Annotated in this window: 14 protein-coding genes and 8 pseudogenes; 15 read left to right on the top strand and 7 right to left on the bottom strand. The window is 59.2% G+C overall.

Features of this window, described 5'->3' with window-relative positions:
- Window positions 1–148 precede the first annotated feature (148 nt).
- The 5 genes and pseudogenes from AB4N76_RS28550 (at window position 149) to AB4N76_RS28530 (ending at window position 5,874) form a co-directional block, all read left to right on the top strand.
- Window positions 149–1,506: pseudogene (locus tag AB4N76_RS28550) on the top strand (glutamine synthetase family protein).
- Window positions 1,507–1,660: 154 nt separating this feature from the next.
- Window positions 1,661–2,747 (top strand): annotated as a pseudogene (locus AB4N76_RS28545) (polyamine ABC transporter substrate-binding protein).
- Window positions 2,744–4,044, top strand: a pseudogene (locus AB4N76_RS28540) (NAD(P)/FAD-dependent oxidoreductase). Before AB4N76_RS28545 ends, AB4N76_RS28540 begins: the two co-directional pseudogenes overlap by 4 nt.
- A gap of 46 nt (window positions 4,045–4,090) precedes the next feature.
- Entirely contained in the window at window positions 4,091–5,044 is a 954-nt protein-coding gene (locus AB4N76_RS28535) for an alkene reductase (RefSeq protein WP_460163861.1), read from the top strand.
- A 468-nt stretch (window positions 5,045–5,512) separates the two neighbouring features.
- Window positions 5,513–5,874, top strand: a pseudogene (locus tag AB4N76_RS28530) (DUF6124 family protein).
- Window positions 5,875–6,004: 130 nt separating this feature from the next.
- Here the strand turns inward: AB4N76_RS28530 and AB4N76_RS28525 are convergent.
- The 6 genes from AB4N76_RS28525 to AB4N76_RS28500 all read right to left on the bottom strand — a co-directional run bounded on the left by AB4N76_RS28525 (window position 6,005) and on the right by AB4N76_RS28500 (window position 11,591).
- The gene (locus tag AB4N76_RS28525) at window positions 6,005–6,631 is read right to left on the bottom strand and encodes a dihydrofolate reductase family protein (RefSeq protein ID WP_077430181.1); all 627 of its coding nucleotides are present in this window, start codon (window positions 6,629–6,631) and stop codon (window positions 6,005–6,007) included.
- A gap of 159 nt (window positions 6,632–6,790) precedes the next feature.
- Window positions 6,791–8,122 (bottom strand): efflux transporter outer membrane subunit, encoded by a 1,332-nt coding sequence (locus AB4N76_RS28520; RefSeq protein ID WP_460163860.1) that lies wholly within the window; start codon window positions 8,120–8,122, stop codon window positions 6,791–6,793.
- Window positions 8,123–8,242: 120 nt separating this feature from the next.
- The gene (locus AB4N76_RS28515; protein WP_460163859.1) at window positions 8,243–10,258 is read right to left on the bottom strand and encodes an FUSC family protein; all 2,016 of its coding nucleotides are present in this window, start codon (window positions 10,256–10,258) and stop codon (window positions 8,243–8,245) included.
- Window positions 10,259–10,286: 28 nt separating this feature from the next.
- Window positions 10,287–11,150, bottom strand: coding sequence for an HlyD family efflux transporter periplasmic adaptor subunit (locus AB4N76_RS28510; RefSeq protein WP_460163858.1), 864 nt, complete (start codon window positions 11,148–11,150; stop codon window positions 10,287–10,289).
- A gap of 23 nt (window positions 11,151–11,173) precedes the next feature.
- Window positions 11,174–11,338, bottom strand: a complete 165-nt coding sequence (locus AB4N76_RS28505) for a hypothetical protein (protein ID WP_460163857.1) — start codon at window positions 11,336–11,338, stop codon at window positions 11,174–11,176.
- A 16-nt stretch (window positions 11,339–11,354) separates the two neighbouring features.
- Window positions 11,355–11,591: a YtcA family lipoprotein gene (locus AB4N76_RS28500; RefSeq protein ID WP_223525314.1), complete on the bottom strand. Its 237-nt coding sequence runs from the start codon at window positions 11,589–11,591 to the stop codon at window positions 11,355–11,357.
- 270 nt (window positions 11,592–11,861) lie between these two features.
- Between AB4N76_RS28500 and AB4N76_RS28495 the strand changes: the two genes are divergently transcribed.
- The 4 genes and pseudogenes from AB4N76_RS28495 to AB4N76_RS28480 all read left to right on the top strand — a co-directional run bounded on the left by AB4N76_RS28495 (window position 11,862) and on the right by AB4N76_RS28480 (window position 15,345).
- Complete coding sequence (locus AB4N76_RS28495; protein WP_046027302.1) at window positions 11,862–12,458, top strand: paraquat-inducible protein A; 597 nt, start codon at window positions 11,862–11,864, stop codon at window positions 12,456–12,458.
- Window positions 12,455–13,112, top strand: a pseudogene (locus AB4N76_RS28490) (paraquat-inducible protein A). Before AB4N76_RS28495 ends, AB4N76_RS28490 begins: the two are co-directional and overlap by 4 nt.
- Window positions 13,093–14,755 (top strand): annotated as a pseudogene (locus tag AB4N76_RS28485) (PqiB family protein). The pseudogenes AB4N76_RS28490 and AB4N76_RS28485 overlap by 20 nt, the downstream one beginning before the upstream one ends.
- 29 nt (window positions 14,756–14,784) lie before the next feature.
- Window positions 14,785–15,345, top strand: coding sequence for a PqiC family protein (locus AB4N76_RS28480; protein ID WP_077430185.1), 561 nt, complete (start codon window positions 14,785–14,787; stop codon window positions 15,343–15,345).
- A gap of 6 nt (window positions 15,346–15,351) precedes the next feature.
- Here the strand turns inward: AB4N76_RS28480 and AB4N76_RS28475 are convergent.
- Window positions 15,352–15,531: pseudogene (locus AB4N76_RS28475) on the bottom strand (two-component sensor histidine kinase); the annotation flags it as partial.
- 299 nt (window positions 15,532–15,830) lie between these two features.
- On the opposite strand from AB4N76_RS28475, the gene pmrG reads away from it, so the two are divergent.
- The 6 genes and pseudogenes from pmrG to AB4N76_RS28445 all read left to right on the top strand — a co-directional run bounded on the left by pmrG (window position 15,831) and on the right by AB4N76_RS28445 (window position 24,173).
- Window positions 15,831–16,505, top strand: coding sequence for a lipopolysaccharide core heptose(II)-phosphate phosphatase PmrG (gene pmrG, locus AB4N76_RS28470; protein ID WP_046027306.1), 675 nt, complete (start codon window positions 15,831–15,833; stop codon window positions 16,503–16,505).
- Window positions 16,506–16,814: 309 nt separating this feature from the next.
- Window positions 16,815–18,578: a lipid IV(A) 4-amino-4-deoxy-L-arabinosyltransferase gene (gene arnT / locus AB4N76_RS28465; RefSeq protein ID WP_460163856.1), complete on the top strand. Its 1,764-nt coding sequence runs from the start codon at window positions 16,815–16,817 to the stop codon at window positions 18,576–18,578.
- The gene (locus AB4N76_RS28460; protein WP_460163855.1) at window positions 18,575–20,131 is read left to right on the top strand and encodes an ArnT family glycosyltransferase; all 1,557 of its coding nucleotides are present in this window, start codon (window positions 18,575–18,577) and stop codon (window positions 20,129–20,131) included. The genes arnT and AB4N76_RS28460 overlap by 4 nt, the downstream gene beginning before the upstream one ends.
- 358 nt (window positions 20,132–20,489) lie before the next feature.
- Entirely contained in the window at window positions 20,490–21,503 is a 1,014-nt protein-coding gene (locus AB4N76_RS28455; RefSeq protein WP_046027309.1) for an iron ABC transporter substrate-binding protein, read from the top strand.
- Window positions 21,504–21,506: 3 nt separating this feature from the next.
- Window positions 21,507–23,106, top strand: a pseudogene (locus tag AB4N76_RS28450) (ABC transporter permease).
- The gene (locus AB4N76_RS28445) at window positions 23,103–24,173 is read left to right on the top strand and encodes an ABC transporter ATP-binding protein (RefSeq protein ID WP_223525310.1); all 1,071 of its coding nucleotides are present in this window, start codon (window positions 23,103–23,105) and stop codon (window positions 24,171–24,173) included. Before AB4N76_RS28450 ends, AB4N76_RS28445 begins: the two are co-directional and overlap by 4 nt.

The following is a 24,173-nucleotide window of genomic DNA, read 5'->3' as shown; positions in this document are numbered from 1 at the left end:
GTTTGGTGCGTTTTGGTGCTGCTTAAAGTGGATAGATGGAACTGCAAGGCTCGCCCAAGATAGTCGTCAACGCGTCACAGGGGAAGAGTCCGGAGGATGAAACCGCTCTCCCCGACGTTAATAAAACCAATAATGAGGTCTTTATGAGATGCCCGCTTTCGATCAGCTGTTCACTTGGCTGAAAGATCACAAGATTACCGAAGTCGAATGTGTGGTCAGCGACTTGACCGGCATTGCACGCGGCAAAATTGCACCCACCAACAAGTTCCTGCATGAGCGAGGCATGCGCCTGCCGGAAAGTGTGCTTTTGCAAACGGTAACCGGGGACTTTGTCGACGACGACATTTACTACGACCTGCTCGACCCGGCCGACATCGACATGGTTTGCCAAGCCGGTGGCCGACGCGGTTTACGTGATCCCATGGGCCATCGAGCCCACCGCGATCGTCATCCATGACACTTTCGACAAGTTCGGCAACCCGATCGAATTGTCGCCGCGCAACGTGCTGAAGAAAGTGTTGCAGCTGTACACCGACAAAGGCTGGAAGCCAATTGTCGCACCGGAAATGGAGTTCTACCTGACCCAGCGCTGCGAAGATCCGGACTTGCCGCTCAAAGCACCGATGGGCCGTTCGGGCCGAGCTGAAAGTGGTCGTCAGTCTTTTTCGATCGACGCCGCCAACGAATTCGACCCGCTGTTCGAAGACGTCTACGACTGGTGTGAACTGCAAGGCCTGGACCTCGACACGCTGATCCACGAAGACGGCCCGGCGCAGATGGAAATCAACTTCCGTCACGGCGACGCGCTGAGACCTGGCCGACCAGATCACCGTGTTCAAGCGCACCATGCGTGAGGCCGCACTCAAGCACAACGTCGCGGCGACCTTCATGGCCAAGCCGATTGGCGACGAGCCCGGCAGCGCCATGCACATTCACCAGAGCGTGGTCGACATCGCCACCGGCAAGCCGATCTTCGCCGATGCCGACGGCACCATGAGCGAGCTGTTCCTGCACCACATCGGCGGCTTGCAAAAGTACATCCCTAAAGTGCTGCCGATGTTCGCGCCCAACGTGAACTCGTTCCGCCGCTTCCTGCCTGACACCTCGGCACCGGTCAACGTCGAGTGGGGCGAAGAAAACCGCACTGTCGGCCTGCGTGTGCCGACTTCGTCACCCGATGCCATGCGCGTGGAAAACCGCTTGCCGGGCGCCGACGCCAACCCTTATCTGGCGATTGCCGCCAGCCTGTTGTGCGGTTATTTGGGAATGGTCGAGCGCATCGAACCAAGTGCTGCGGTGCAAGGGCGCGCCTATGAACGTCGCAACCTGCGCCTGCCGATCACCATTGAAGACGCCCTGACCCAGATGGAAGAGTGCGAAACCATCGAACGTTACCTGGGCAACAAGTTTGTCCGCGGATACGTCGCGGTGAAGCGTGCGGAACACGAGAACTTCAAACGGGTGATCAGTTCCTGGGAGCGCGAGTTCCTGCTGCTTAGCGTCTAACCACTTGCTCCTGTGGGAGCGGGCTTGCCCGCGATGGCATTCTGTCAGTCAACGATGATGTTGAATGTGCCGTCCTCTTCGCGGGCAAGCCCGCTCCCACAGAGAACCGATCAAGAATCTCTGGAAGAATCCAACAATTAGAAGAGGTGTCGATATGCGTCTATTGAAATCCGTGGTCCCGGTCGCGCTGGCCGTCCTGTTCAGCGCCGTTGCGCAGGCTCAGCCACAGGTCAGCGTCTATAACTGGACCGATTACATCGGCGAAACCACCCTCGCCGACTTCCAGGCCAAAACCGGAATCAAGGTGATCTACGACGTTTTCGACTCCAACGAAACCCTGGAAGGCAAATTGCTCGCAGGCCGCACTGGCTATGACGTGGTGGTGCCGTCCAACCACTTTCTGGCACGCCAGGTCAAAGCCGGCGCGTTCCTGAAGCTGGACCGAGAACAACTGCCGAATTTCAAGAACCTCGACCCGAAACTGTTGGCGTTGCTTGAGAAAACGACCCTGGAAACGCGCACTCTGTACCGTACCTGTGGGGCACCAACGGCATCGGCTACAACGTCGACAAGGTCAAGCAAGTGCTGGGCATCGATCACATCGATTCCTGGGAGGTCCTGTTCGAACCGGAAAACATCAAGAAACTCAGCCAGTGTGGCGTGTCGATGATGGACTCGGCCGACGAAGTGTTCCCGGCCGTCCTCAATTACATGGGCATGGACCCTCGCAGCGAAAACCCTGAAGACTTCAAAAAGGCCGAAGCCAAGCTGCTGAGCATCCGCCCTTACATCACCTACTTCCATTCTTCCAAGTACGTTTCGGACCTGGCCAACGGTGATATTTGCGTGGCCTTCGGCTACTCCGGTGATGTGTTCCAGGCGGCCAACCGGGCCAAGGAAGCCAAGAATGGCGTGAACATCGCCTACGCCATTCCCAAGGAGGCAGCAACCTGTGGTTCGACTTGCTGGCTGTTCCTGCCGACGCGAGCAATCCAAAAGAAGCCCATGCGTTCATCAACAACCTGCTGGACCCGCAAGTGATTGCCAAGGTCAGCGCTTCGGTCGGTTACGCCAACCCGAACCCGGCCGCCAAGCCGTTCATGGACCCGGAGCTGGTGAACAATCCCGAGGTGTACCCGCCACAGGAAGTCCTCGACAAGCTCTATATTTCCACCACTCCACCCCAGTCGATCATGCGTCTGATGACCCGTTCGTGGAGCAAAGTGAAGTCCAACAAATGAATCAGTACACCAACGAACACGCCCATTCCTACTACGCCGCATCGGCTATGTAGCCTGACGCCGCGCCCGGCGCTGGCCGAGGCGCTGACCGCCGATGTCTGCGTGATCGGCGGCGGTTTTACCGGCGTCAATACTGCCATCGAACTGGCCCAGCGCGGGCTCTCGGTGATCCTGCTGGAGGCCCGGCGAATTGGCTGGGGCGCCAGTGGACGCAATGGCGGCCAGTTGATTGCGGCATCGGCCACGACGTCAGCGGGTTCGCCCGGCATGTCGGCGCCGAAGGTGTACGTTATCTGGAACGCGCCGGAGTTGAATCGGTACAGGTCGTGGGCAATCGGATTCGCGAACACGGCATCGATTGCGACCTGCGCTGGGGCTTCTGCGAACTGGCCAACACCCCGGCGCAGTTCGCCGGGCTGAAGGCCGAACACGCGCAACTGATCGAATCGGGTTACGCCCATGAAACCCGCCTGGTCGAACCCGGGCAGATCCGCGAGCACGTCGTCAATTCCGGCGTATATGCCGGCGGCCTGGTGGACATGGGGTCGGGGCACTTGCACCCGTTGAACCTGGTCCTGGGCGAAGCGAAACTGGCGGAGTCGCTGGTGTACGGATCTTTGAACAGAGCCCGGTGCTGGAGTTGATCCATGGCAGCACCGTGCAGGTTCGGTGTGCCGGCGGCACGGTACGCGCCGCCAGCCTGGTGCTGGCCTGCAACGCGCACCTGGAGGAACTCGAACCCAAGCTCAGCGGCAAGGTGCTGCCGGCGGGCAGTTACATCATCGCCACCGAGCCCCTGTCGAAGGACGCTGCCGCCCAACTGATCCCGCATAACGTCGCCCTGTGCGATCAGAAGGTCGGCCTGGATTATTACCGGCTCTCGGCGGACCGGCGCTTGCTGTTCGGCGGTGCCTGCCACTATTCCGGGGCGCGATCCGGCAGACATTGCCGCCTACATGCGCCCGCAAATGCTGAAGGTATTTCCGCAATTGGCCAATGTGCGGATCGATTACCAATGGGGCGGCATGATCGGCATCTCGGCCAATCGCTTCCCCCAGGTCGGACGCTTGAGCCAGCACCCGAACGTGTTCTACGCCCAGGGCTACTCCGGCCATGGCCTGAACGTCACGCACTGGTGCGCCAAGCTCTGGGCGAAGCCATCCACGCGGGCCACAGCCAAGGCTTCGACGTATTCAGCGCCGTGCCGCACATGACTTTCCCCGGCGGCCGCGCCCTGCGTTCGCCACTGCTGGCGCTGGGCATGCTGTGGTACCGGATGCGCGAAATGTTGGGTTAACGGCGTATGGCGAGGGGCTTGCCCCCTCCCGTCTTCCGAAGGCGGTTTGCTTATCGGTGAAGCCACCATCGCCGCACCAAACGGCAACGGCTATCTCGGCGCACCTGGCCTGTTCGACGACAGCCAGATAGCGGGTTGGAAACACATCACTTACGCCGTGCACACCAAAGGCGGCAAGATCTTCCTGCAGCTTTATCATGCAGGTCGCCAATCCAATGTCGACGTGCAGCCTGAAGACAGCATCCCGGTCGGCCCATCGGAAGTCCTGCACGGCGGCGTGGCTCACACCACCGAAGGTTGGGTGCCCAATACCCCGAACCGCGACCTGACCATCGAAGAGATCGCAGAGCAGGTAGAAAACTTCCGCACCGCAGCTGAACGCGGCGTGAAAGCCGGTTTTGACGGCGTGGATCTGCATGGCGCCAACGGTTATCTGGTCGACCAGTTCCTGCAAGACAACAGCAACAAACGCACCGACATTTACGGTGGCTCATTTGAAAACCGCGCACGTTTTCTGCTGGAAGTCACCAATGCGCTGATTTCGGTCTGGGGTAGCGAACGTGTTGCCGTGCGCATCGGCCCAGGCGGCACCTGGGGTGACATGGGTGGCAGCAATCCAGAAGCCCTGTTTACCTACGTAGCGCAACAACTGGCGCCGCTGTACCTGGCTTACCTGCACCTGATCGACCCGCGCATCCTGGGCAACATCGAGGACGAAAATGCCAGCCCTGCCCCCGTAGCTGCCCAGATGATTCGCCAGCATTACAACGGCGTGATCATCGCTGCCGGTGGCTTCAACGGTGAATACGCAGAAGCCATTCTTCAAGCGGGTGACGCCGATCTGGTTGCCTTCGGTCGCCACTTCATCGCCAACCCGGACTTGCCGGAGCGCCTGCGCCACAATCTGCCGCTGAACGCTTATGACCGCCCAACCTTCTTTGGCGGTACCGAAGTGGGCTACACCGACTACGCGTTCTATAAAGAAGAAGCGACGGCGTAACGTCTCACTTCGAGCGCGAGCTGCTGTCGCGCAAAGACCCAATGAAGCCTCCTTGCGGGGGCTTTTTGCTTTGGGCGCGCAATCAACGGATCAGGCGCTGCGAACGGACGCTTAAACAACGAAATTCCCGCCTGTTTAAACGAAGCCTCCTGTTACCACCCGAAGGCTACAATGCCTTGCGTCATCGCCTACGGGTAAGACAGAATCCGCCGGCTTTGTGCGTCTAGGGCACGGGTTCTATCGTGGCTGGGTCACTGAAAAACAGTGATCGGGTTTGGTAGCCCGGTATAACTAGTCGCATAGCGCACCGTTTGCAGAACTGTTCAAGTCTCTGCTTTATGGTGGCCATGCGCAGGGCTCCCATGGGAGCGCCGGGTTCCTAGTTACCGGTCTACCAACCCGCGTATGGCCGCCACCCATCGTTTGGTAGCGTGGGTGAAGGCTCCGTTTTCAATTAGGAGTTTCACTATGATCAAACCAACACCCAACCCACCGGACACCGATCCGGCATCGCCCTACGAATCCCTCGATTCGAAAAACTCCACGAAGCGGCCGAACGCGCCCTCGACCACTACCTCAACCCGGCTGCCCAGATCATGGCCAGCACCCACGAACCCGAACCGATGTTCCTCGCCAACCCCAAGTACGACACCGAATCCCTGCTGGCCAACGCCAGCGAACTCATTAGCTCTGCGGCCACCATGCTCAGTAATTTGGCGGCGTTATTGGAGAATTCACACCGCAGGACGCTACTGGGAATTACCCAAGTGATCATGTTGGGGGAATTGGCGGTGAATCAGGCGCTGGATAAGGTTGAACTGAAGGAATAAGCACGATCCTCTGTGGCGAAGAACCGGTTCGTCGCCACAGAGAGAGATGTAGCCTGTTCTGGCGGCTATCGGCCAGAAGTGGTTACCCAGCGGGAGGAACAAAGACCGCGAACCCGCAAGCATGGCCACTCTATTCACCTTCATCAAACGTTCCAGTGCGGACCTCCCCGTCGCGCACGTAGCGGTTGATCAACACACCGTTCGGTGTACTTATCGAGTTCACCAATGTGAAGGCCTCAGGTTGCGCCGTGTCGTCGAACAAGCGCTTGCCGCGTCCCAGAACCACGGGAAACGTCATCAGCCGAAGTTCGTCGACCAACCCGGCGGCGAGCAATTGATGCACCAGATTGCCGCTGCCCTGCGTCAACAGGTCGGCGCCGTCGCGGTGCTTGAGCGTGCGGATCGCGTCGACAAGGTTTCCTTGCAATGCATGACTGTTGTGCCAATCCAGCGTCTCGGGGCGATGCGTGGCTACATGCTTGGGGACGCTGTTGAACAGGCTGGCGATGTCATGACTGTTGGAGTCGGCAGGTCTGTGGGGCCAGTACGCCGCGAATATGTCGTAAGTGCGCCGCCCCAGCAGCAACTCGAACGGCTGCGAAAACAGATCCTGTATCGCCTGGCCGGAGACTTTGTCGGCGTAAGGCACGATCCAGCCACCGAAGCGGAATTCGCCGCTGGTGTCTTCTTCCGGCCCGCCCGGCGCTTGCATAACGCCATCCAGACTCATGAATGCGGCAACGGTGAGCTTGCGCATGGTCTTCTCCCGGTGAGTTCTCGTACAGGGAATGCCTGAGATCGGTGCGATGCGACAGATTCATTCCCTGTTTGTTAGTCGAACAAGGCGCGGTGAAATCGACAGCGCTATATCCGGATGACTGGCCGGGTTCGACGAATTCGCTACATCCGCTTCGTTTCACTCACTGCTGTCGACAAATTGGAGTGGTAGCCACCGCCTAATGCCTTGATCAGCGTTACCTCGCTTTCCAGGCGTTGCCCTTGCAAAAGGGCCAGGCTGCTCTGTTCGGCTCAACAGCGGCAGGTTTGCTTCCAATGCCACTACCCGACCTAACAAGCCACGCTGGTAATGCGCCTCGGCGCTGTCACGGTTGAAACGAAAATTACCGATTCGAGCCTGCTGCAACCTCTCCTCCGCGTCCAGCCCTTGCAACTTGCTACCGGCTACGGCGACGTCACGCACGGCGTCAAGCACCGCCTGATTGTATTGCTGCACGAGGGTGTTGCTCAGGCTGCGGGTGTTTGCCAATTCGGCATTGAGGCGCCCCCCATCAAAGATCGGCAGGGTCACGCCAGGGATCAGATTGATTTGCCGACTACCGTGGTCCCACAGGTCCCCCATGTGCAGCGCGTCGGCACCGAAGAATGCCTTGATGTCGAAACTCGGATAAAAGGCTGCCTTGGCCGCATCGATATTGGAGTAAGACGACTGCACCAGCCACCTCATTGCCTGCAAATCCGGGCGTCTCGCCAGTAACTCATAGCCCAGGCTTTGCGGCACGCCATAGGCGTGTTCTGGCAGGGTTCGCGGCTTCAATGGCAGCGAGACTTCGGCACCGACGCCGATCAACGCTCGCATGGCCTCGCGCAGTTGCTGCGTCTGGCTGCGCAAGGCCGCTATCTGACGATTGATCAATGCCTGATTGCTCAGTGCCAGTTGATTCTGTGGCTGTGCCTCCAGACCACGTTCGATGAGCGCCTGATGCGCGGCCACCGCTTCGGCGGCAATGGCCGACATTTGTTCCAGGTTGGCGAGCAATTGTTGCGCCGTCTGGATCTGGAAATACAACAGGGAAACGCCACTGGATACTTCCAGCTCGACCCAGGCCGCTTCAGCCTGGCGCGCGTTGCGCACGCCCAAGGCTGCATCGACTTGCGCACGCTGGCGCCCCCAGAGATCGAGTTGGTACGTGCCGCCGAGGCCCACAATGCCCTCGGTGTACCAGGGGCCGGTGAGGCCGATTTCCGGTTCGTTTTGCGCGAAAGGGCCGAGAAAGCCGTTGGCGGAGACGTGCTGGCGATTGACCAACCCGACCAGATCGACTTGCACGCCAGTCAGTGATTTCACCGAGGCAGCCTGTGCGCGGGCCTGATCGATATGACTGCGAGCGATGGCGATGCCCGGAGCCTGAGCGACTGCCATGTCGATCAACTGGTCCAGTTGTGGGTCCTGATAGCGTGCCCACCAACGCGCCTCGGGCCATCCCTCTCGGGCCAGGGTGCAAGTCATCCGAGAGACGGATGCTGGCCGGATCGCGCTGCGGCACCAGGTCGCCCTCCTCGCGGATCAGTGCGCATCCGCCGAAAGCCAGGCACAGGCCAAGAAACGCGCACAGTCGAGTACCGGCATTCATGAACGCAGCTCCGTCAGTGTCCCCAACTCGATTGAGCGCCAATCCGGTAGCGAATCAAACTGCCGACGTAGCTCATGCAGCGCCTGTAACAGCGCGTCAACGGCCGGTCCACCGGCTGCTGGCGGATTGAAGGGTGGCAAGGTATCCAACGCAACCGCCGGATTTTGCAGCCGTGTCGCGTAGCTGACCAGCCACGCCGCCAGTTGCGCCTGATGTTCGTCCAGCCAGGTCTGCAGCGACCTCGGCAACTCGACATTGAGTGCCGTTCGGTAGCGTTGTAGTTGGTCGGTCAACAGGAGGATCTCTCGGGCCTTGGCCAACAGCGTCTGCGTGAACAGTGTCAGCGATTCATGCTCACTCTGCTGCCAACCAGGCTCCAGTGCGACCCGCGCGAGCATGGCCTCGCATTCGGCGAGCTGACCCCAACTGCGCACACTCGGTTCGTAGAGGCGATCGCTCGATACACTGGACATGGGTGAACGCAATAATCCGGCGATGCTCTGCAACAGTGTGCCCAGACGCCGGAGCAAGCTGTCACCCTCACGTTCCGGCCACAGCAGCCCCTGCACCAGTGTGCCGACCAGAACGCCGAGCATGATGCCGACCAGCCGGTCGCGGATCTCCGTGAGATCAGTCGTCGGGCCAAACTGTTCAAGCAAGGCGAGAGCAAAACAGAACATGATCTGCAGACCGGCATAGCTGATGCGCTCGGAACCCGCCGCAACCCAGGCACCCAGTCCGATCACCGGCAGACTCATGATCAACAAGCCGACCAACGTTTCGATGCCCGGAATGACAAAGACTGTGCACAGCAGTGCCAATGCACTCCCCAGCAGGCAACCGCCAATACGTAACACGCCTTTTTGTGTCGAAGCGCCGAGACTGGGCAAAGCGATGATCACACAGGTCAGCATCACGGTGTGGATACCCGGCCAGTCCACTGCGTTGTAGAACACATAACACAGCATCGTCGCCAGCCAGGTTTTGAAGGCAAAAAACAGGTAATCGGGATTGCTGAAGGCATCGTTTGCCAACAGTGGCTCCTTCACCGCAGCGTTGCTGGCCGGGATCGCACGTTCATTTACGGCCAGGCTGCGCAACGCGTCACGCATTTCTTCCAGAGCTGGAGGTATCAGCGGCCGCGTCAACGCTGCGCTGTACAACGACAGCAACGGCGCCTTGAAGTCCTCGTCGATGGCTTTGGCCAGTGCTGCGCAATCCTGACGTAACGCCGTCAGTGCCTCGGTGTCAGAGACAGCGGCATTCAAGGTGGCCACTGCGGCATACAACCGGCTAACGCCGGTAATCAACGCCAGATTCCGGACTTCATGGTCGCGATTGCCGGTGTCGCGCATGCTGGAAAATTTCAGCAGTTTTTGCAGGCCCAGGACGCCCTGCTGGACATCAGTCGCGCTGATTAACGGATTGTTCGTCCGCCCCGCCTCCAACGCAACAAGGCACGCCTGCATCTGCACCAACTGTCGCTGCATGGCCTCGCGCAATAGCTGCTGCGGTTCTTGCGGCAACAGCAACGTGTTTACCAGCAGGGTGATAAGCGTCGGGTAGACCACCGCCATCCATACCCACAGGCAGGCACGTAACAGCAGCTCAGGCTGCGTAATGGTATCCACCAGGCTCTGCACGTAGATGGTGACGATAGCGACTACAAAAAACAGCGGGCCGAGGCGCGTCGCACGCATGCCAAACAGGCTCACGAGAAACACCACGCTGGCAAGAAGGATGCGCAGCAGCGGGTAGCCGTAGGTGTACTTGAGCAGAACAATTGCAATGCCGATGGCAAGCGTCGCGCTGACGATGAACAGGATGCCGGCCATTCTCGTCAGTACCACGTTGGTCTGACTGACGAAAAACACCATGATCAACGAAAGCGCCAACAGCGGCACTTCAAGACTCATAGAGAGGATGATGACCAGCGTGCACGCCACCAGATTGCGCAGTACGGCGTTGCTGCGCCCGGAAACGCCGCCAGCTCTGCGACGAGGAAACGCCACAGCCGCTCAGACCCGCCATTCACGACATTCATTGCCGCTTGCCTTCGCCGCTATCGGTATGGATCACGGCTACGGCCGATGCACCGATCCGGAACAGCTGCGGGTCGGGTTGATCGACACGAATGCGCACCGGGAAACGTTGTGCCACCCGCACCCAATTGATGGTTCTGGCAACCTTGGGCAATCCACTGACCTGGGCGCCGCCGTCGTCAGGGAAAACGCCAAAGCCAATGGAGTCTACGGTACCGCTGAAAGCACGCCGGCTATCGCTCATCAGATAGAGCGTGCTGCGGTTACCGGTTTGAATATTGTCCAGTTCGGTCTCGCGAAAGTTCGCCACCACGTACCAGTGCCGAGTATCGATCAGGCTGAACAGCGGATGGCCGGCGGCAGCAAACTGGCCGTCGGACGTGGTCAAGCCAACGACTCGTCCGTCGAACGGTGCGAGCACAACACTGTGTTCCATATCCAGTTCGGCTCGGGCTATTTGCGCCTGAATCACTGCGCGCCTGGCCACTAACGCATCAACCCCACTGACGGCAGCTGCGGCTTGCTTGACCTGTAACTGTGCGGCGTTCAATTCGGCACGGGCACTCTTGGCAGCGGTGCGCGCCTGGTCCACCTGTTCCTCGGAGACATAGCCGCGCGACAACAGCGGTTCCATGCGCCGCAGGGTGTCCGCCGTCTGGTTAGCCGTCGCCTTGGCCCGTTCGATACTGGCTTGTACGGCGTCAGAGTTGAATTGCTGGGCATCAACCTGACGCTGGCTGAGGATGATTTCCTGGTTCAACGCATACATTGACGCACGTGTCTGATCAAGGACGTCCTGATAGGGCCGCGCATCGATGCGCAACAGCACGTCCCCTTGCTTTACCTGTTGGTTTTCGTGCACCGGTAGCTCGACGATGCTGCCGCTCACCTCGGGGTGACACTAATGGTGTCAGCGTAGGCATAGGCGTCATCGGTGCGCGGCGCATTGTCGAGCCGCCAGACCACCGCCAACAGCAGCGCCACTGTCAGCCCCAGCAACACCAGGATCAACACCCGCCGGGGCAACGGCTTCACAGCATTTTCGCTCATGGTGGGTGACTCCCGGTCAGGACTGGAAAAACAGAAGCCAGGCACTCAAGGCGAAGAGCGCGGTGAGCATGGGATAAGCCAGTGTCGGTGGCGCCAGCCAGGCGCTTAAACCGCGCCGGGCCAACAAGCGATGGACGAGCAAGACCAGCAGTGCGGCGCCGAGGATGCAGAACAACCAGTCAGGAAAAAACGCTCCCAGCACAGGCACCGATGACGCATTGGAACAGGCCGAGAGCGCCAGGGTCAGCAGCACAACGGCGCCGTGCCTGGTTCTCGCGTTCTTCCCCTCATGGCACATCAAGACTCCCCCATCAACGGTATGCCCGAGTCCCCACTATAGAGGTGTATCTGACTCAGTCATTTGGACTTCGTGTCTGGGCCACAGATTTTATTTATAACCCACAAAGATGGGAGTTTTACAGCCGCTGACCTCCATCGTATCGACTTTCGATTTGCTCAATTGCGAGTCACTTCTATATTGAGGAGGTGCTCTGAACTTCCTGCCCTTTGTTGAGCCTGGCCCATGGCAACTACTGATCAGCTGATCATCTGCGAGCACTGCGACTGTGTGTATGAAAAAGTCACGCTCGCCAAACACCAGAAAACCCTGTGTACGTGCTGCGGCGGCGTGCTCCAGCGCTATAACGGTCTGACAGTGGAGCAACGCCTGGCGTTGACCTTCGCCGCGTTGATGCTGTGGGTTTTCGCCAATTTTTATCCGGTCATGAGCATCAGCCTCAAGGGCTTGAAAAACAGTGCAACGCTCTGGGATTCAGTCCTGGCCCTGAGCATGGGACCGATCACCTTCATTGCGATGGTCGCGGCGATTGCGATGATCATCGCACCGATTTTCCAGCTGTTGTTGCTCATCTGGGTCCTGGGTTTTGCCCTCTCACACCGTCGTTCACCCGGTTTTAAATTCTGCATGCGCTGGCTGGAGGCCCTCAGGCCCTGGAGCATGCTGGAAGTCTGCCTGCTGGGTGCAATGGTGGCGGTCATCAAACTCGCCGGATTGCTGGACGTACTGCCCGGCATCGGCCTGTTTGCGCTTGCCGTGCTGAGCCTGATGATGATCCGCATCGCCGGGCGCGATATCCGTGAATTATGGGACATTCCATGAACAGCCCACCGGTCGCCAGCGAACTCAACCTGTGTCTGTGTCACAGCTGCGGCCTGGCCTGCGACATGACCGGCGAGCCGCACGAATGTGAGCGCTGCGGTGCGCCCCTGCATCGGCGCAAAACCAACTCGCTGAACCGCACATGGGCCTACATGTTCACCGCCCTGGCGTTTTACGTCCCGGCCAATCTGTTGCCGGTGATGAACACCAAGATGGTCGGTAACGGCGCCGACAGTACGATCATGAGCGGCGTACTGGAATTCTGGGAGGCCGGCGCGTGGGACATCGCCCTGATCATTTTCATCGCCAGCATCGCGGTGCCGGGCATCAAGTTTTTGGCCCTGACGTTCCTGCTGTTGTCCGTACACCGCGACAGCCAGTGGGCGCTCAAGGAGCGGTCGCAGCTGTACCGTTTTGTGGAGGTTATCGGTTACTGGTCAATGCTGGATGTGATCGTCGTGGCACTGGTGGCCTCCCTGGTGAAGTTTCAAGCCCTGGCCGACATCGAACCGCGCCCGGGCATCCTGTTTTTTGGTTTGGTGGTGGTGTTCACCATGCTGTCGGCGATGAGTTTCGACCCGCGCCTGATCTGGGATTCAACGCGGGAAAACCCACAATAACGAGGAGGTCATGGATGAAGTCGCAAGCCACTGAAGGGCCACAGGCCCCCGGACAGGCCCCAATCAAGACTGGCCGCAGCGTTTCACTGGTCTGGATCGTTCCGATTGTACGCGGTATTGGTGGGCATTTCCCTGGTCGTCCACAGCATCTTGCAGGAAGGCCCGACTATCACGGTCACGTTCAAGACCGGTGATGGCCTGACGGCCAACAAGACCGAGGTCAAATACCGCAACGTGATCATCGGCCAAGTCTCGGACGTAGAACTGAGCAACGACCAGAAGAGTGTCAACGCCACGATCAAACTGGCCAAGCAGGCCGAAAGTTTCACCCGTGAAGACTCGCAATTCTGGGTCGTGCGTCCGCGCATCGGTGCCGGCGGTGTCTCAGGGATCGATACATTGCTGTCCGGTGATTACATCGGCGCCGACATCGGCCAGGCCAATGGCCGCGCGAAAAACTTCAAAGGCCTGGAAAACCCGCCGGCGATCACCTATGGCGAACCCGGCAAGCGTTTCACCTTGCACACCCAGGACCTGGGCTCGCTGGACATTGGCTCGCCGGTTTACTACCGCAAGATTCCGGTTGGCCAAGTGGTGGCCTATGGGTTGGACCCGGATGGCAAAGGGGTGAACATCGACTTGTTCATCCATGCACCCAATGACCAGTACGTCACCGAAAACACCCGTTTCTGGAACGCCAGCGGTATCGACGTGAGCGTCGGTGCCAACGGTTTTGCGGTCAAGACCGAATCCTTGTCCTCGATGTTGGTAGGCGGTATTGCCTTTCGCGCGCCGGAATACAGCCCCAACGATAAACCTGCCGCCGAAGAATATGCCTACGAACTGTTCGAGGACCAGCAAAGTGCCCTCGCGCCACCGAATGGCAAGCCGCAATTCCTGGCCCTGCGTTTCGATCAGGCCATGCGCGGGCTCAAGGTCGATGCGCCGGTGGAATTCCTGGGCATGGAGATCGGCAAGGTGGTATCGGTCAATCTGGACTTCGACGCGCAAAAGCGCACGTTCCCGGTCAATGTCGGCATCGTGATCTATCCGCAGCGTCTGGGGCAGGCCCACACCAAAATGATCAAGGCGCTCAATCATGACCCCAATGACGAAGCGGCCAGCGTTCGGATGATTGGCTCGTTTATCGAAAACGGCCTGCGCGCCCAGGCCCGTACCGGCAATCTGTTGACCGGTCAGTTGTACATTTCCCTGGACTTCTACCCTAAAACCGAAAAAGTGGCCTTCGATCCAAACGCACGCCCGGTCATGATTCCGACGTTGCCGGGTAGCCTTGAGCAATTGCAGGAAAAACTGGAGGCCATGGTCGACAAACTCAACAAACTGCCAATCGATCGTATTGCCGGCAACCTCGACAGCAACCTCGTGGAACTGCGCAAAGGCTTGGCGCAATTCAATACCAAGACCCTGCCCGGTGTGAGCACCACCCTGTCGGACGTCAGCACAACCCTGCAATCGGCCAATACGACGATAAAGTCGGCCGGTTCCACCATCGCCGAAGACTCGCCGCAACGGGTACAACTGGGAGAAACACTGGATGAACTGGGGCGCGCGGCAAGAGCGTTGCGTCAGCTGGCGGATTATTTGAGCCGGCATCCAGAATCGCTGATTCGTGGTCGACCCGAAAATGCCTCGGCTAAGGACCTGAAACAATGACCGCGCCGCAGAACAAAGGAGCACGACGTATGGGTTTTTCGCCGAAGATCACCTTGATCACTGCGCTGATGCTGCTGGCGGCCTGCCGCAGTGAACCGGTTCATTACCACACGCTGATGCCGCAGCAAACCGGGGGCGCGGCGCACAGTAACGGGATGTACATCGAGTTTGATGCTGTCAGTGTGCCGGCGCAGGTCGACCGGACGCAGATAGTCATTCGCCAGGGAAACAGTGGCCTGGTCCTGCTGGAAACCGACTGGTGGGGCGCATCACTGTCTGAGGAATTACAAAGCGCACTGGCGGCTCAACTGATCAACGCCAACCCCCCACGCAAATTGTCGTTGCGAGTGGAGGTGCAGCGCTTTGATTCTGTTCCCGGCCAGTACGGGCTGATCGAGGCGACCTGGCGCTTGCGGGGCATCGGTGAAGGCAATGTTTCATCACTCACCTGCCACAGCACTTTGCAAACGCCTTCGGCGACAAGTATCGAAGATCTGGTTGCCGCCCAGCAGAACAATGTCAAACGCCTGGCGGCCGTGATCGGCCAGGCGGCCAGGGGGTCGCAACAGAGTTGCCCGTCCTCCGGTTGAAACCGATTACGCCGGCTTAAGCTCAACGGTGAAACAGCAGCCGTTGGGCTCAAGGCTGCCGAGCGCCACTTGCCATTGCTGTCGGCTACAGATCCGCTGCACCCGCGAAAGCCCTGATCCCAAGCCCGTTCCCCGACTTTCATCGTCGGGTATGAAAGGCTGGAACATCGCATGACGTTTTTCTTCCTCGGCAAAGCAACTGCGGCACTTCTGTAATAAGTTTCACACCGTATTTGATATTGACTTTCAAATACTCCGCGCAACTAGTTAGTTTGTAATAATGTTGTAGATCATCACACTAGAAGCATTTGACCTTCGATCATCTGCGCAAAATTTTCACATCCGTTTCACCACGTTCACACGCCTCAGCCTTTAACGTACCGCTCATCATCCAGGTTTAGTAAAACTTGATTTGAAACTCGTCAGTTTTTTCTGCGGCCAAGGCCGCTTTATGTCCGGTGTTGCGAACAGTCAAGGGTAAGAACATGCTCAAAACGGTATCACCTGCCACCTCAGCGCCACGCCAGGGTTCGCGCCTCACCCGAATGGTTGCGATCTCGGGCTCACTGTTGGTGGCTGCTCTCGTGACCGGTTTTGTCATGTGGCACACCTCGCCAACAAACCTGGGAAGCGCCGATGCTCAGACCCATGCCGAACTGTTCAAGCATTGGCAGGCCGGAGAAGTGGTTGTGTTGGTGCGACACGCCGAGCGCTGTGACCGTTCAAGCAATCCGTGCCTGGGCCCTGCCGACGGCATTACCCGCCTTGGCAGTGAAACGGCTACGGCAGTAGGCCAAGGCTTTATGGGCCTGGGCATGGCGCAGACCGACGTATTCACAAGCCCGGTGACCCGCACCCAACAAACAGCGCACGCCATGTTCGGCAAGGATGCGGTCGCACAAGAATGGCTGGCCAGTTGTGGCACCACACTGCGTAACGACGTGGTTGCGCACAAGGTTGCCCATCGCAACAGCGTGCTGGTGACGCACAGTGGCTGTATCAGCGACTTTGAAAAAGAGACGGGTTTCAAACACGCCGCCGACAGTGAATACACCAGTTCATTGTTCGTCAGCATCGATGCACAAGGGCAACTCAAGGTGTTGGGCATCCTTCAACCTGAAGACTGGCCCTCGCTGGCGACTGCAGCAACACGCAAGTAACGACTCGCCAGCCGGCAGTAACAATGGAAGGTGAGCGGTGCATTTTAAGTGCACCCATGGAACCTTCCTTAGTTAAGTGCCCGACAGTGAAAGTTAATCTTTCTCAATGGACAGCTGAACACTAGTTCACCTTTATTTTCGATTTTGTCAGGAACCATTCAACCAAGGAGGCTGATAGTTCCAGATCAAAGAAATCACTTACTCCGGCTGTATCTGTGCCTTCGGGCAATTTATTCCAGTGCTGTGCTTTCGCAGGATTGCGCCGAGCCCTGCACTGAATTCGGTAACGTCTCTAAGTCAGGTCGAGTCATGACGTCCCAAAACAATCCGTTGCGACACCCGGTCGGGGCACAGTCCTACCGTTATACCGGCACTTCAAACGCCGCCAATCGCTGGATTGTGCCCGGTCTGGTTCTCGCCTTTGTGGTGTTCTACCTGCTGCCCTTGATGACCCACGGCCTGTGGATCCCAGACGAACCTCGCTATGGTCAGATCAGCCAGGAAATGCTCCTGAGCGGCAACTGGGTCGCGCCGCACTTCATGGGCGTTCGCTACTTCGAAAAACCCATCGCCGGTTACTGGATGATCGCCCTCGGCCAGGCAGTTTTTGGTGACAACCTGTTTGGTGTGCGTATTGCTTCGGCGCTCAGTACCGGGCTGAGTGTCTGGTTGACGTATCTGATCGCCCGCAGGCTTTGGAGCGACCCGCGCAAAAGCGCGGCCTGCGCGTTGCTGTACATGAGTTTCGGGCTGATTGCCGGCCAGGCCGGTTACGCCAACCTCGATCCGCAATTCACCTTCTGGGTCAACCTGAGCCTGGTTGCGCTGTGGTTTGCCCTCGACGGTCAAACCCCACGAATCAAGGTGGGTGCCTGGGCGATGCTGGGGTTCGCCTGTGGCATGGGCTTCATGACCAAGGGCTTTCTGGCCTGGTTGTTACCCGTGTTGATCGCCCTGCCCTACATGCTTTGGCAACGGCGCATGGGTGAACTGGTGCGTTACGGTTCGTTGGCCGTGCTGGTGGCGGTGGTGGTGTGCTTGCCTTGGGTGCTCGCCATTCACCACCGGGAGCCGGACTTCTGGCGCTTTTTCTTCTGGAACGAACACGTGCGCCGGTTCGCCGCCGATGATGCACAGCATGCGCGGCCATGGTGGTTCTATCTGCCCTTGCTGGTGGTGTCGAGCCTGCCATGGGCGGCGTTGCTTCCGACCACGTTCATCAACGCCTGGAAGCACAAACGCCAGCCTGTCATCGGTTTTCTGCTGCTTTGGCTGCTGTTGCCACTGGCTTTCTTCAGTTTGAGCAGCGGCAAACTGCCGACCTACATCATGCCGTGCCTATTGCCGCTGGCCCTGCTGATGGGGCACACGGTCATGGAGCTCCTGAACCAAGGGCGAGGCCACTTGCTTCGCATTAATGGTGCGATCAACGTCACCGTGGGCACGATTGCCCTGATCGCTCTGCTCTATTTTCAGGTTTCCAGGGAAATCTACGAAAACACCGAGATGTTCAGCCTGTCCCTGGTGTTCATCGTGTTGCTCGGCTGGATCATCAGCAATTCATTACAAGCCCTGCGTCCACTGACATTTTGGGCGATGCCGGCGATCGGCATCTGGATATTGATTGCGTTGTTGCCAGCCGCCATGCCGGCACAGGTCGTCAACAGCAAGATGCCGGACCAGTTCATTGCCGAACACCTCGATGCGTTGGGCGAAACCAGTTCTTTACTCAGTAACGATCTCGGTGCGGCCTCCGCGTTGTCATGGCGTTTGAAGCGCCCGCAAGTCGATCTGTTCAATACCATCGGCGAGCTGAAGTACGGTCTCGGCGACCCGGCCATGGCTTCGCGCAAAGTGACCCTGGACAACGTCGATGAGTGGATGACCGAGGCGCGTAAAAAAGGCTCGGTCGGTGTGGTGATGCGGGTCAACAATGTCGCGGAAATCCAAGAAGTCGAGCGGTTGCCTGTCGATGGCAAACGCTATCAGCGTGGCAATCTGCAGATCCTGATTTTTCCGCAAACCAGCCCTGACAGCGTTTCGCCAACAGCACCGACTGGAAACCCGCCATGAAATTCTGGGCCAGTGACAGGGGCAGGTTAACGCTGCTGCTGGCCACGGCAGCGCTGATGCTGTTGTTGGGGTTGGGCAGCCGGGAGTTGTGGGGCGCGGAAACACGCTGGGCCAACATCGCCTTACAGATGCTGCAAAGCGGTGACTATTTTGATCCCTACCTCAAGGGCGGGGCCTACTACGACAAACCCCTGCCCTCCTATTGGTTGATTACCGCCTCCGCCTGGTTGACGGGTGGCCTGGACCCTTGGTCGTTGCGCCTCTCGTCGGTGATTGCGGCGTGGCTGAGCGTGTGGCTGGTGTACCTGATCGGCGAACGGCTGTATCGCAAAGGTACCGGTTTGATTGCCGGCTGGATGCTGGCGACCACCTTCTATTTTATCTTCTGGGCACGGGTTGCCACGGCTGACATTCTCACGGTGTGCGGCGTACTGGCGGCGGTGTGGTGGTACTGGCGGGGGCCCGACGACACACGGTTCAGCCGCTACCTGGTGTTTTGCCTGCTGCTGTCCCTGACCTCACTGTTCAAAGGTTTGATCGGCTTCATCCTGCCAGGGTTGTTGTTATTGCCTCATCTGTTGCAGGAGGGTCGCTGGAAACGCCACCTCAATTGGTGGCTGTGTGCAGCCCTGTCGATTGCCGGCGTTTTCTACATGTCACCGTTCATGTTGTCGCATGTGTATGGCACACCGACCTATGGCGAAAGTGGCTTGGGCTTGGTGTTGCGCGAAAATGTCGTCCGGTTCTTCCAGCCGTTCGATAACATCGGGCCGATTTACACCTACCTGCTTTACCTTCCCGTCTACACCTTGCCATGGGCGCCGTTCTGGTTGTTGGCGCTGTGGGTCGCTGCACGCAACTGGCGCAGTGTCGAACCCAATACACGTTGGCTGATCTGGGGGCTGGGGCTGCTGATGCTGTTTTTCACCGCCAGCGGCAGTCGGCGCAGCTACTACGTATTGCCCCTCGTGCCCTTCGCCCAGTTACTGGGGGCCTGGTGGATCACCCGGCGCATGGCCGAACGCAACGCCGACAGTGCGTTTGGCAGTCGCGGGTTGAAGATCGGTCTCGGGGTGAGCGCAGTCGTATTGATGACTGTGCTCGGCGTGCTGTACCCCTGGACTAACAGCGGTGGCGGCGTGGTGGATTTCGGTGAGACGGTCAAGTTTGAAGCCAGCAAGCGGGCGCCGTTGGAGCACTGGCGCATGGTAATGATCGACGTCGACAACAAAGTGCCGATGTACCTGCAAACCGGTGGCGCACCGTTCTATTACGTGCAGGAAACCGAGGACTTCCCTCGCTCCGGCAACACCGCGACACTGATGGCCTGGCTGGATAACGCCAGCGGCCAACACTGGAATCCGCAGCGCACCATTGTGGTCGCGCAGTACCACAAGGGAGATGCGCTGCCGCTGAACTACCTGAGTGCCGACCACCAGGTCATCACCACCACGCCCACCAACGGCGAGCGGATGTTCCACGCCCGAGAGGACCAGAGCGTGGCGTTTATTCCCGAGTCGTCCACGACGAAAACCGAAACGACCGGCCCCTAGGCGTCCGCCGGGCCACTGAGCTATCCTTTCGCCACCTTCTGGTGTGGAGCGGCCGCCCGTCACAATCGGGGCGATTGCTCAAATCCCGATACGGCTGGTGCCCCCCCAACATCGCGCTTGATCTGCCTGCCCTTGATCGATGACATCGTTTGACATCGTTTGACATCGATCAAGGGCAAGGGGCCAAAGGAATGCTAACCTGAATGGAAATGACATGTATTAACGGTTTCTTTGACGTTTTTTTCTCATTTAGCGCTCTACATTCCCTGCCGACTCAAAGCATGCAAATGATTCGCATTGATTGACAGGTGAATCGGCGTGCATGACTTCTAAAAAAGAACAGGAGCAGCCCCCCAGAATGACACCCTCGATCCCTTCGTTCCTCAAATCCGCACTGCTGAGCACTGCACTGCTGGCCGCCGGGCACGTGTATGCCGCTGATACCGCCGGTATCGTGGTCTACAACGCCCAACACGAAAGCCTGACCAAGGCCTGGGTCGAGGGTTTCACTCAGGAAACAGGGATCCCGGTCACCTTGCGCAACGGCGACGACACCGAGATGGGCAACCAGATCGTACAGGAAGGCGCCGCCTCCCCGGCCGATGTGTTCCTGACCGAAAACTCCCCGGCCATGGTGCTGGTCGACAAGGCCGGGCTCCTTGCTCCGGTAGCGCCGACCACGCTGGAACAAGTCGAATCAGCTTATCGTCCGGCGCATGGCAAATGGATCGGGATCGCCGCGCGCTCCACGGTGTTCGTGTACAACCCGAGCAAGCTGCCTGAAGCCGATTTGCCCAAGTCGCTGATGGACCTCGCCGGGCCAAACTGGAAAGGCCGTTGGGGCGCGTCGCCGGCCGGCGCCGACTTCCAGGCCATCGTCGCCGCCGTGCTCGAACTCAAGGGCGAAGCAGCTACCCTCGAATGGCTTAAAGGGTTGAAAGCCAACGCCACGATTTATCGCGGCAACAGCGCCGTACTCAAGGCAGTCAATGCCGGCCAGGTCGACAGCGGCGTGATCTACCACTATTACAGCTACGGCGATCAGGCCAAGACCGGCGAAAACAGCAAGAACACCGCCCTGTACTACTTCAAACATAAAGACCCGGGTGCCTTTGTCAGTGTTTCCGGTGGCGGCGTTCTGGCCTCCAGCAAACACAAGGAAGAAGCACAGGCGTTCCTGAAATGGATCACCGGTAAAGAAGGCCAGAAAGTCCTCGAAACCGGTAAGTCGTTCGAGTACGCCGTGGGTAAAAACGCACCCTCCAACCCTAAACTGGTGCCTTTGCAGCAGCTGGACGCGCCAGCAGTCGATGCCTCAAAACTCGACAGCAAAAAAGCCGTGGAGCTGATGACTCAGGCGGGATTGCTCTAATTGATGCCAGAAACCCTGCCAGGGGGTGTCGCCACGGCGATGCCCTCGAACTTGCGACGACGCGCCCGTGGTGTCTTCGCAGGTCGCGGCGGCGCGTGGGTGATCAGTTTGTCCATACTGGTCTCGCTCCTGTCGCTGTTACCGATTGCCTTCGTGCTCGGTGTGTCGATCCAGACAGGCTGGGCGGCCATCGTGCCGCTGGTCTTTCGACCTCGGGTCGCTGAATTACTGTTCAACACCGTGCTGCTGGTGCTGATCACTATTCCTTTATGCATCATGCTGGGCCTGGCGCTGGCCTGGTTGACAGAACGCACCAACCTGCCGGGTCGACGCGGGTGGTCGCTGCTGGCGACGGCGCCGCTGGCCGTACCGGCGTTCGTACACAGCTATGCGTGGGTGAGCCTGGTGCCACCGATACATGGGCTGTTTGCCGGCGTCCTGGTCTCGGTCATCGCCTACTTCCCGTTCCTGTACCTGCCAATCGCCGCCACCTTGCGCCGGCTCGACCCGGCCATCGAAGACGTCGCCGAATCGCTGGGGCTCAAGCCCTGGGCGGTGTTCTTTCGTGTGGTGCTGCCGCAACTGCGTCTGGCCATTTGTGGCGGAGCGTTGTTGGTGGGCCTGCACTTGCTGGCCGAATATGGCCTGTACGCGATGATTCGCTTCGACACCTTCACCACCGCGATCTTCGACCAGTTCAAATCCACCTTCAACGGCCCGGCCGCCAACATGCTGGCCAGTGTGCTGGCCCTGTGTTGCCTGGCGATGCTGACCGCCGAATCCGCCGCTCGCGGAACGGCGCGTTATGCCCGGGTGGGGGTCGGGAAGCGCGCGCGCACAGCGGGTTGTGCGCTTGGGTTCGCTAGCCAAAACACTTGGCCTGCTTCTGCAAATCTTCACCTGCACGCTGGCACTGGGTGTGCCGTTGATCACGCTGGGCAAGTGGCTGATGGCGGGCGGCACACAGGTCTGGGAACTGGACGAATTGATGCCGGCACTGCAACAGACATTGCAGCTTGGCGCGGCGGGCGCGGTTCTGACGACCTGCGCTGCGATTCCGATTGCCTGGCTGTCAATTCGCTCGCCGGGACGGTTGCAACGGGTACTGGAAAGTTGCAACTACATCACCAGTTCGTTGCCGGGGATTGTCGTCGCGCTGGCCCTGGTGACCGTCACCATCCACTTTGCGCGGCCGATTTACCAGACCACGATCACCGTGCTGCTGGCGTATTTGCTGATGTTCTTGCCTCGGGCGCTGGTGAGTTTGCGCGCGGGTATTGCCCAGGCGCCGGTAGAGCTGGAAAACATCGCGCGCAGCCTCGGCCGCTCGCCCGGTCGGGCCTTGTGGCTGATCACCTTGCGCCTGGCCGCACCGGGTGCCGCCGCTGGAGCAGCGCTGGTGTTTCTGGCGATTACCAATGAACTCACCGCCACCCTGTTGCTCGCCCCCAATGGGACGCGCACCCTGGCCACCGGTTTCTGGGCCATGACCAGCGAAATCGACTATGCCGCGGCTGCCCCCTATGCGCTGTTGATGATCCTGCTGTCACTTCCGTTGACCGGACTTCTTTATCACCAATCCAAACGAACGGCTGGCCGATGAACGCACTTGAACTGCATGCCATTTCCAAGTCCTATGGCGACCAAAAGGCGCTGGAGAGCATCAACCTGTCGGTGCCCAACGGCAGCCGAACGGTGATTGTCGGCCCGTCCGGTTCAGGCAAAACCACCCTGCTGCGGATGATTGCCGGCTTCGAGTTCCCGGACACGGGCCGTCTTTCAATCAATGGCCAGACGCTTGTCGACGACACCCACGAGGTGCCGGCCCATCAGCGCCTGATCGGCTACGTCCCCCAGGACGGTGCCCTGTTCCCGCACATGACCGTGGCCGCCAATATCGGTTTCGGCCTGTCGAAAAAGGGGCACGAAAAAAACGAACGCATCGCTGAACTGATGGACAGTGTGGCGCTGGACAAGAGCATGGCCAACCGTTGGCCCCACGAACTCTCCGGCGGCCAGCAGCAACGTGTGGCCCTGGCGCGGGCGTTAGCCCAGCAGCCACGCTTGATGCTGCTCGATGAGCCTTTTTCCGCCCTCGATACCGGTCTTCGAAGCGCCATGCGCAAGATGGTCGCCCGACTGTTGTCCGATGCCGGTGTCACCACCATCCTGGTCACTCATGACCAGAGCGAAGCGTTGTCGTTTGCCGATCAACTGGCCGTGATGCGAGATGGCCGGCTCGTGCAGTCAGGCCACCCGCTGGATCTCTATCGCTACCCCGACGATGAGCAAACCGCGCTGTTTCTCGGGGATGCCGTGGTCATGCCTGCCAGAATCGAAGCCGGCTGGGCCCATTGCGACCTCGGCCGGATACCGGTGAACAACCACCGCAACAACAAATCGGCGCAAATCATGCTGCGCCCCGAGCAACTGCAACTCGTCAGCATCCATCCCAGCCCCGACGAAGTGGCCGGGTGCCGCGCCGTGGTCACCGACCGGGACTTCAGTGGCAATACCTGCACATTAACCGTGGAATTGCAGACCCCGGCCTTGGGGGAACAGTCAGGTCGGTCATTAACGGTACGCAGTTCAGGCATGTACGCGCCGCCTGCCGGCAGCGCGGTGCATGTCTCGACCATCGGCCATGCCCACGTGTTCAGCGAGTCGTAA

Source organism: Pseudomonas sp. S2_F03 (assembly GCF_054668335.1).
Note: the sequence above shows the minus strand (reverse complement) of the source record. Positions and strands in the feature narration are given on the sequence as shown.

Coding starts and splice junctions, on each gene's coding strand:
- AB4N76_RS28525 (WP_077430181.1), bottom strand. CDS start 6,631: ATGCGCAAGCTCACCGTTGCCGCATTCATGAGTCTGGATGGCGTTATG.
- AB4N76_RS28520 (WP_460163860.1), bottom strand. CDS start 8,122: ATGACTTGCACCCTGGCCCGAGAGGGATGGCCCGAGGCGCGTTGGTGG.
- AB4N76_RS28505 (WP_460163857.1), bottom strand. CDS start 11,338: ATGAGCGAAAATGCTGTGAAGCCGTTGCCCCGGCGGGTGTTGATCCTG.
- AB4N76_RS28495 (WP_046027302.1), top strand. CDS start 11,862: ATGGCAACTACTGATCAGCTGATCATCTGCGAGCACTGCGACTGTGTG.
- AB4N76_RS28480 (WP_077430185.1), top strand. CDS start 14,785: ATGGGTTTTTCGCCGAAGATCACCTTGATCACTGCGCTGATGCTGCTG.
- pmrG (WP_046027306.1), top strand. CDS start 15,831: ATGCTCAAAACGGTATCACCTGCCACCTCAGCGCCACGCCAGGGTTCG.
- arnT (WP_460163856.1), top strand. CDS start 16,815: ATGACGTCCCAAAACAATCCGTTGCGACACCCGGTCGGGGCACAGTCC.
- AB4N76_RS28460 (WP_460163855.1), top strand. CDS start 18,575: ATGAAATTCTGGGCCAGTGACAGGGGCAGGTTAACGCTGCTGCTGGCC.
- AB4N76_RS28455 (WP_046027309.1), top strand. CDS start 20,490: ATGACACCCTCGATCCCTTCGTTCCTCAAATCCGCACTGCTGAGCACT.
- AB4N76_RS28445 (WP_223525310.1), top strand. CDS start 23,103: ATGAACGCACTTGAACTGCATGCCATTTCCAAGTCCTATGGCGACCAA.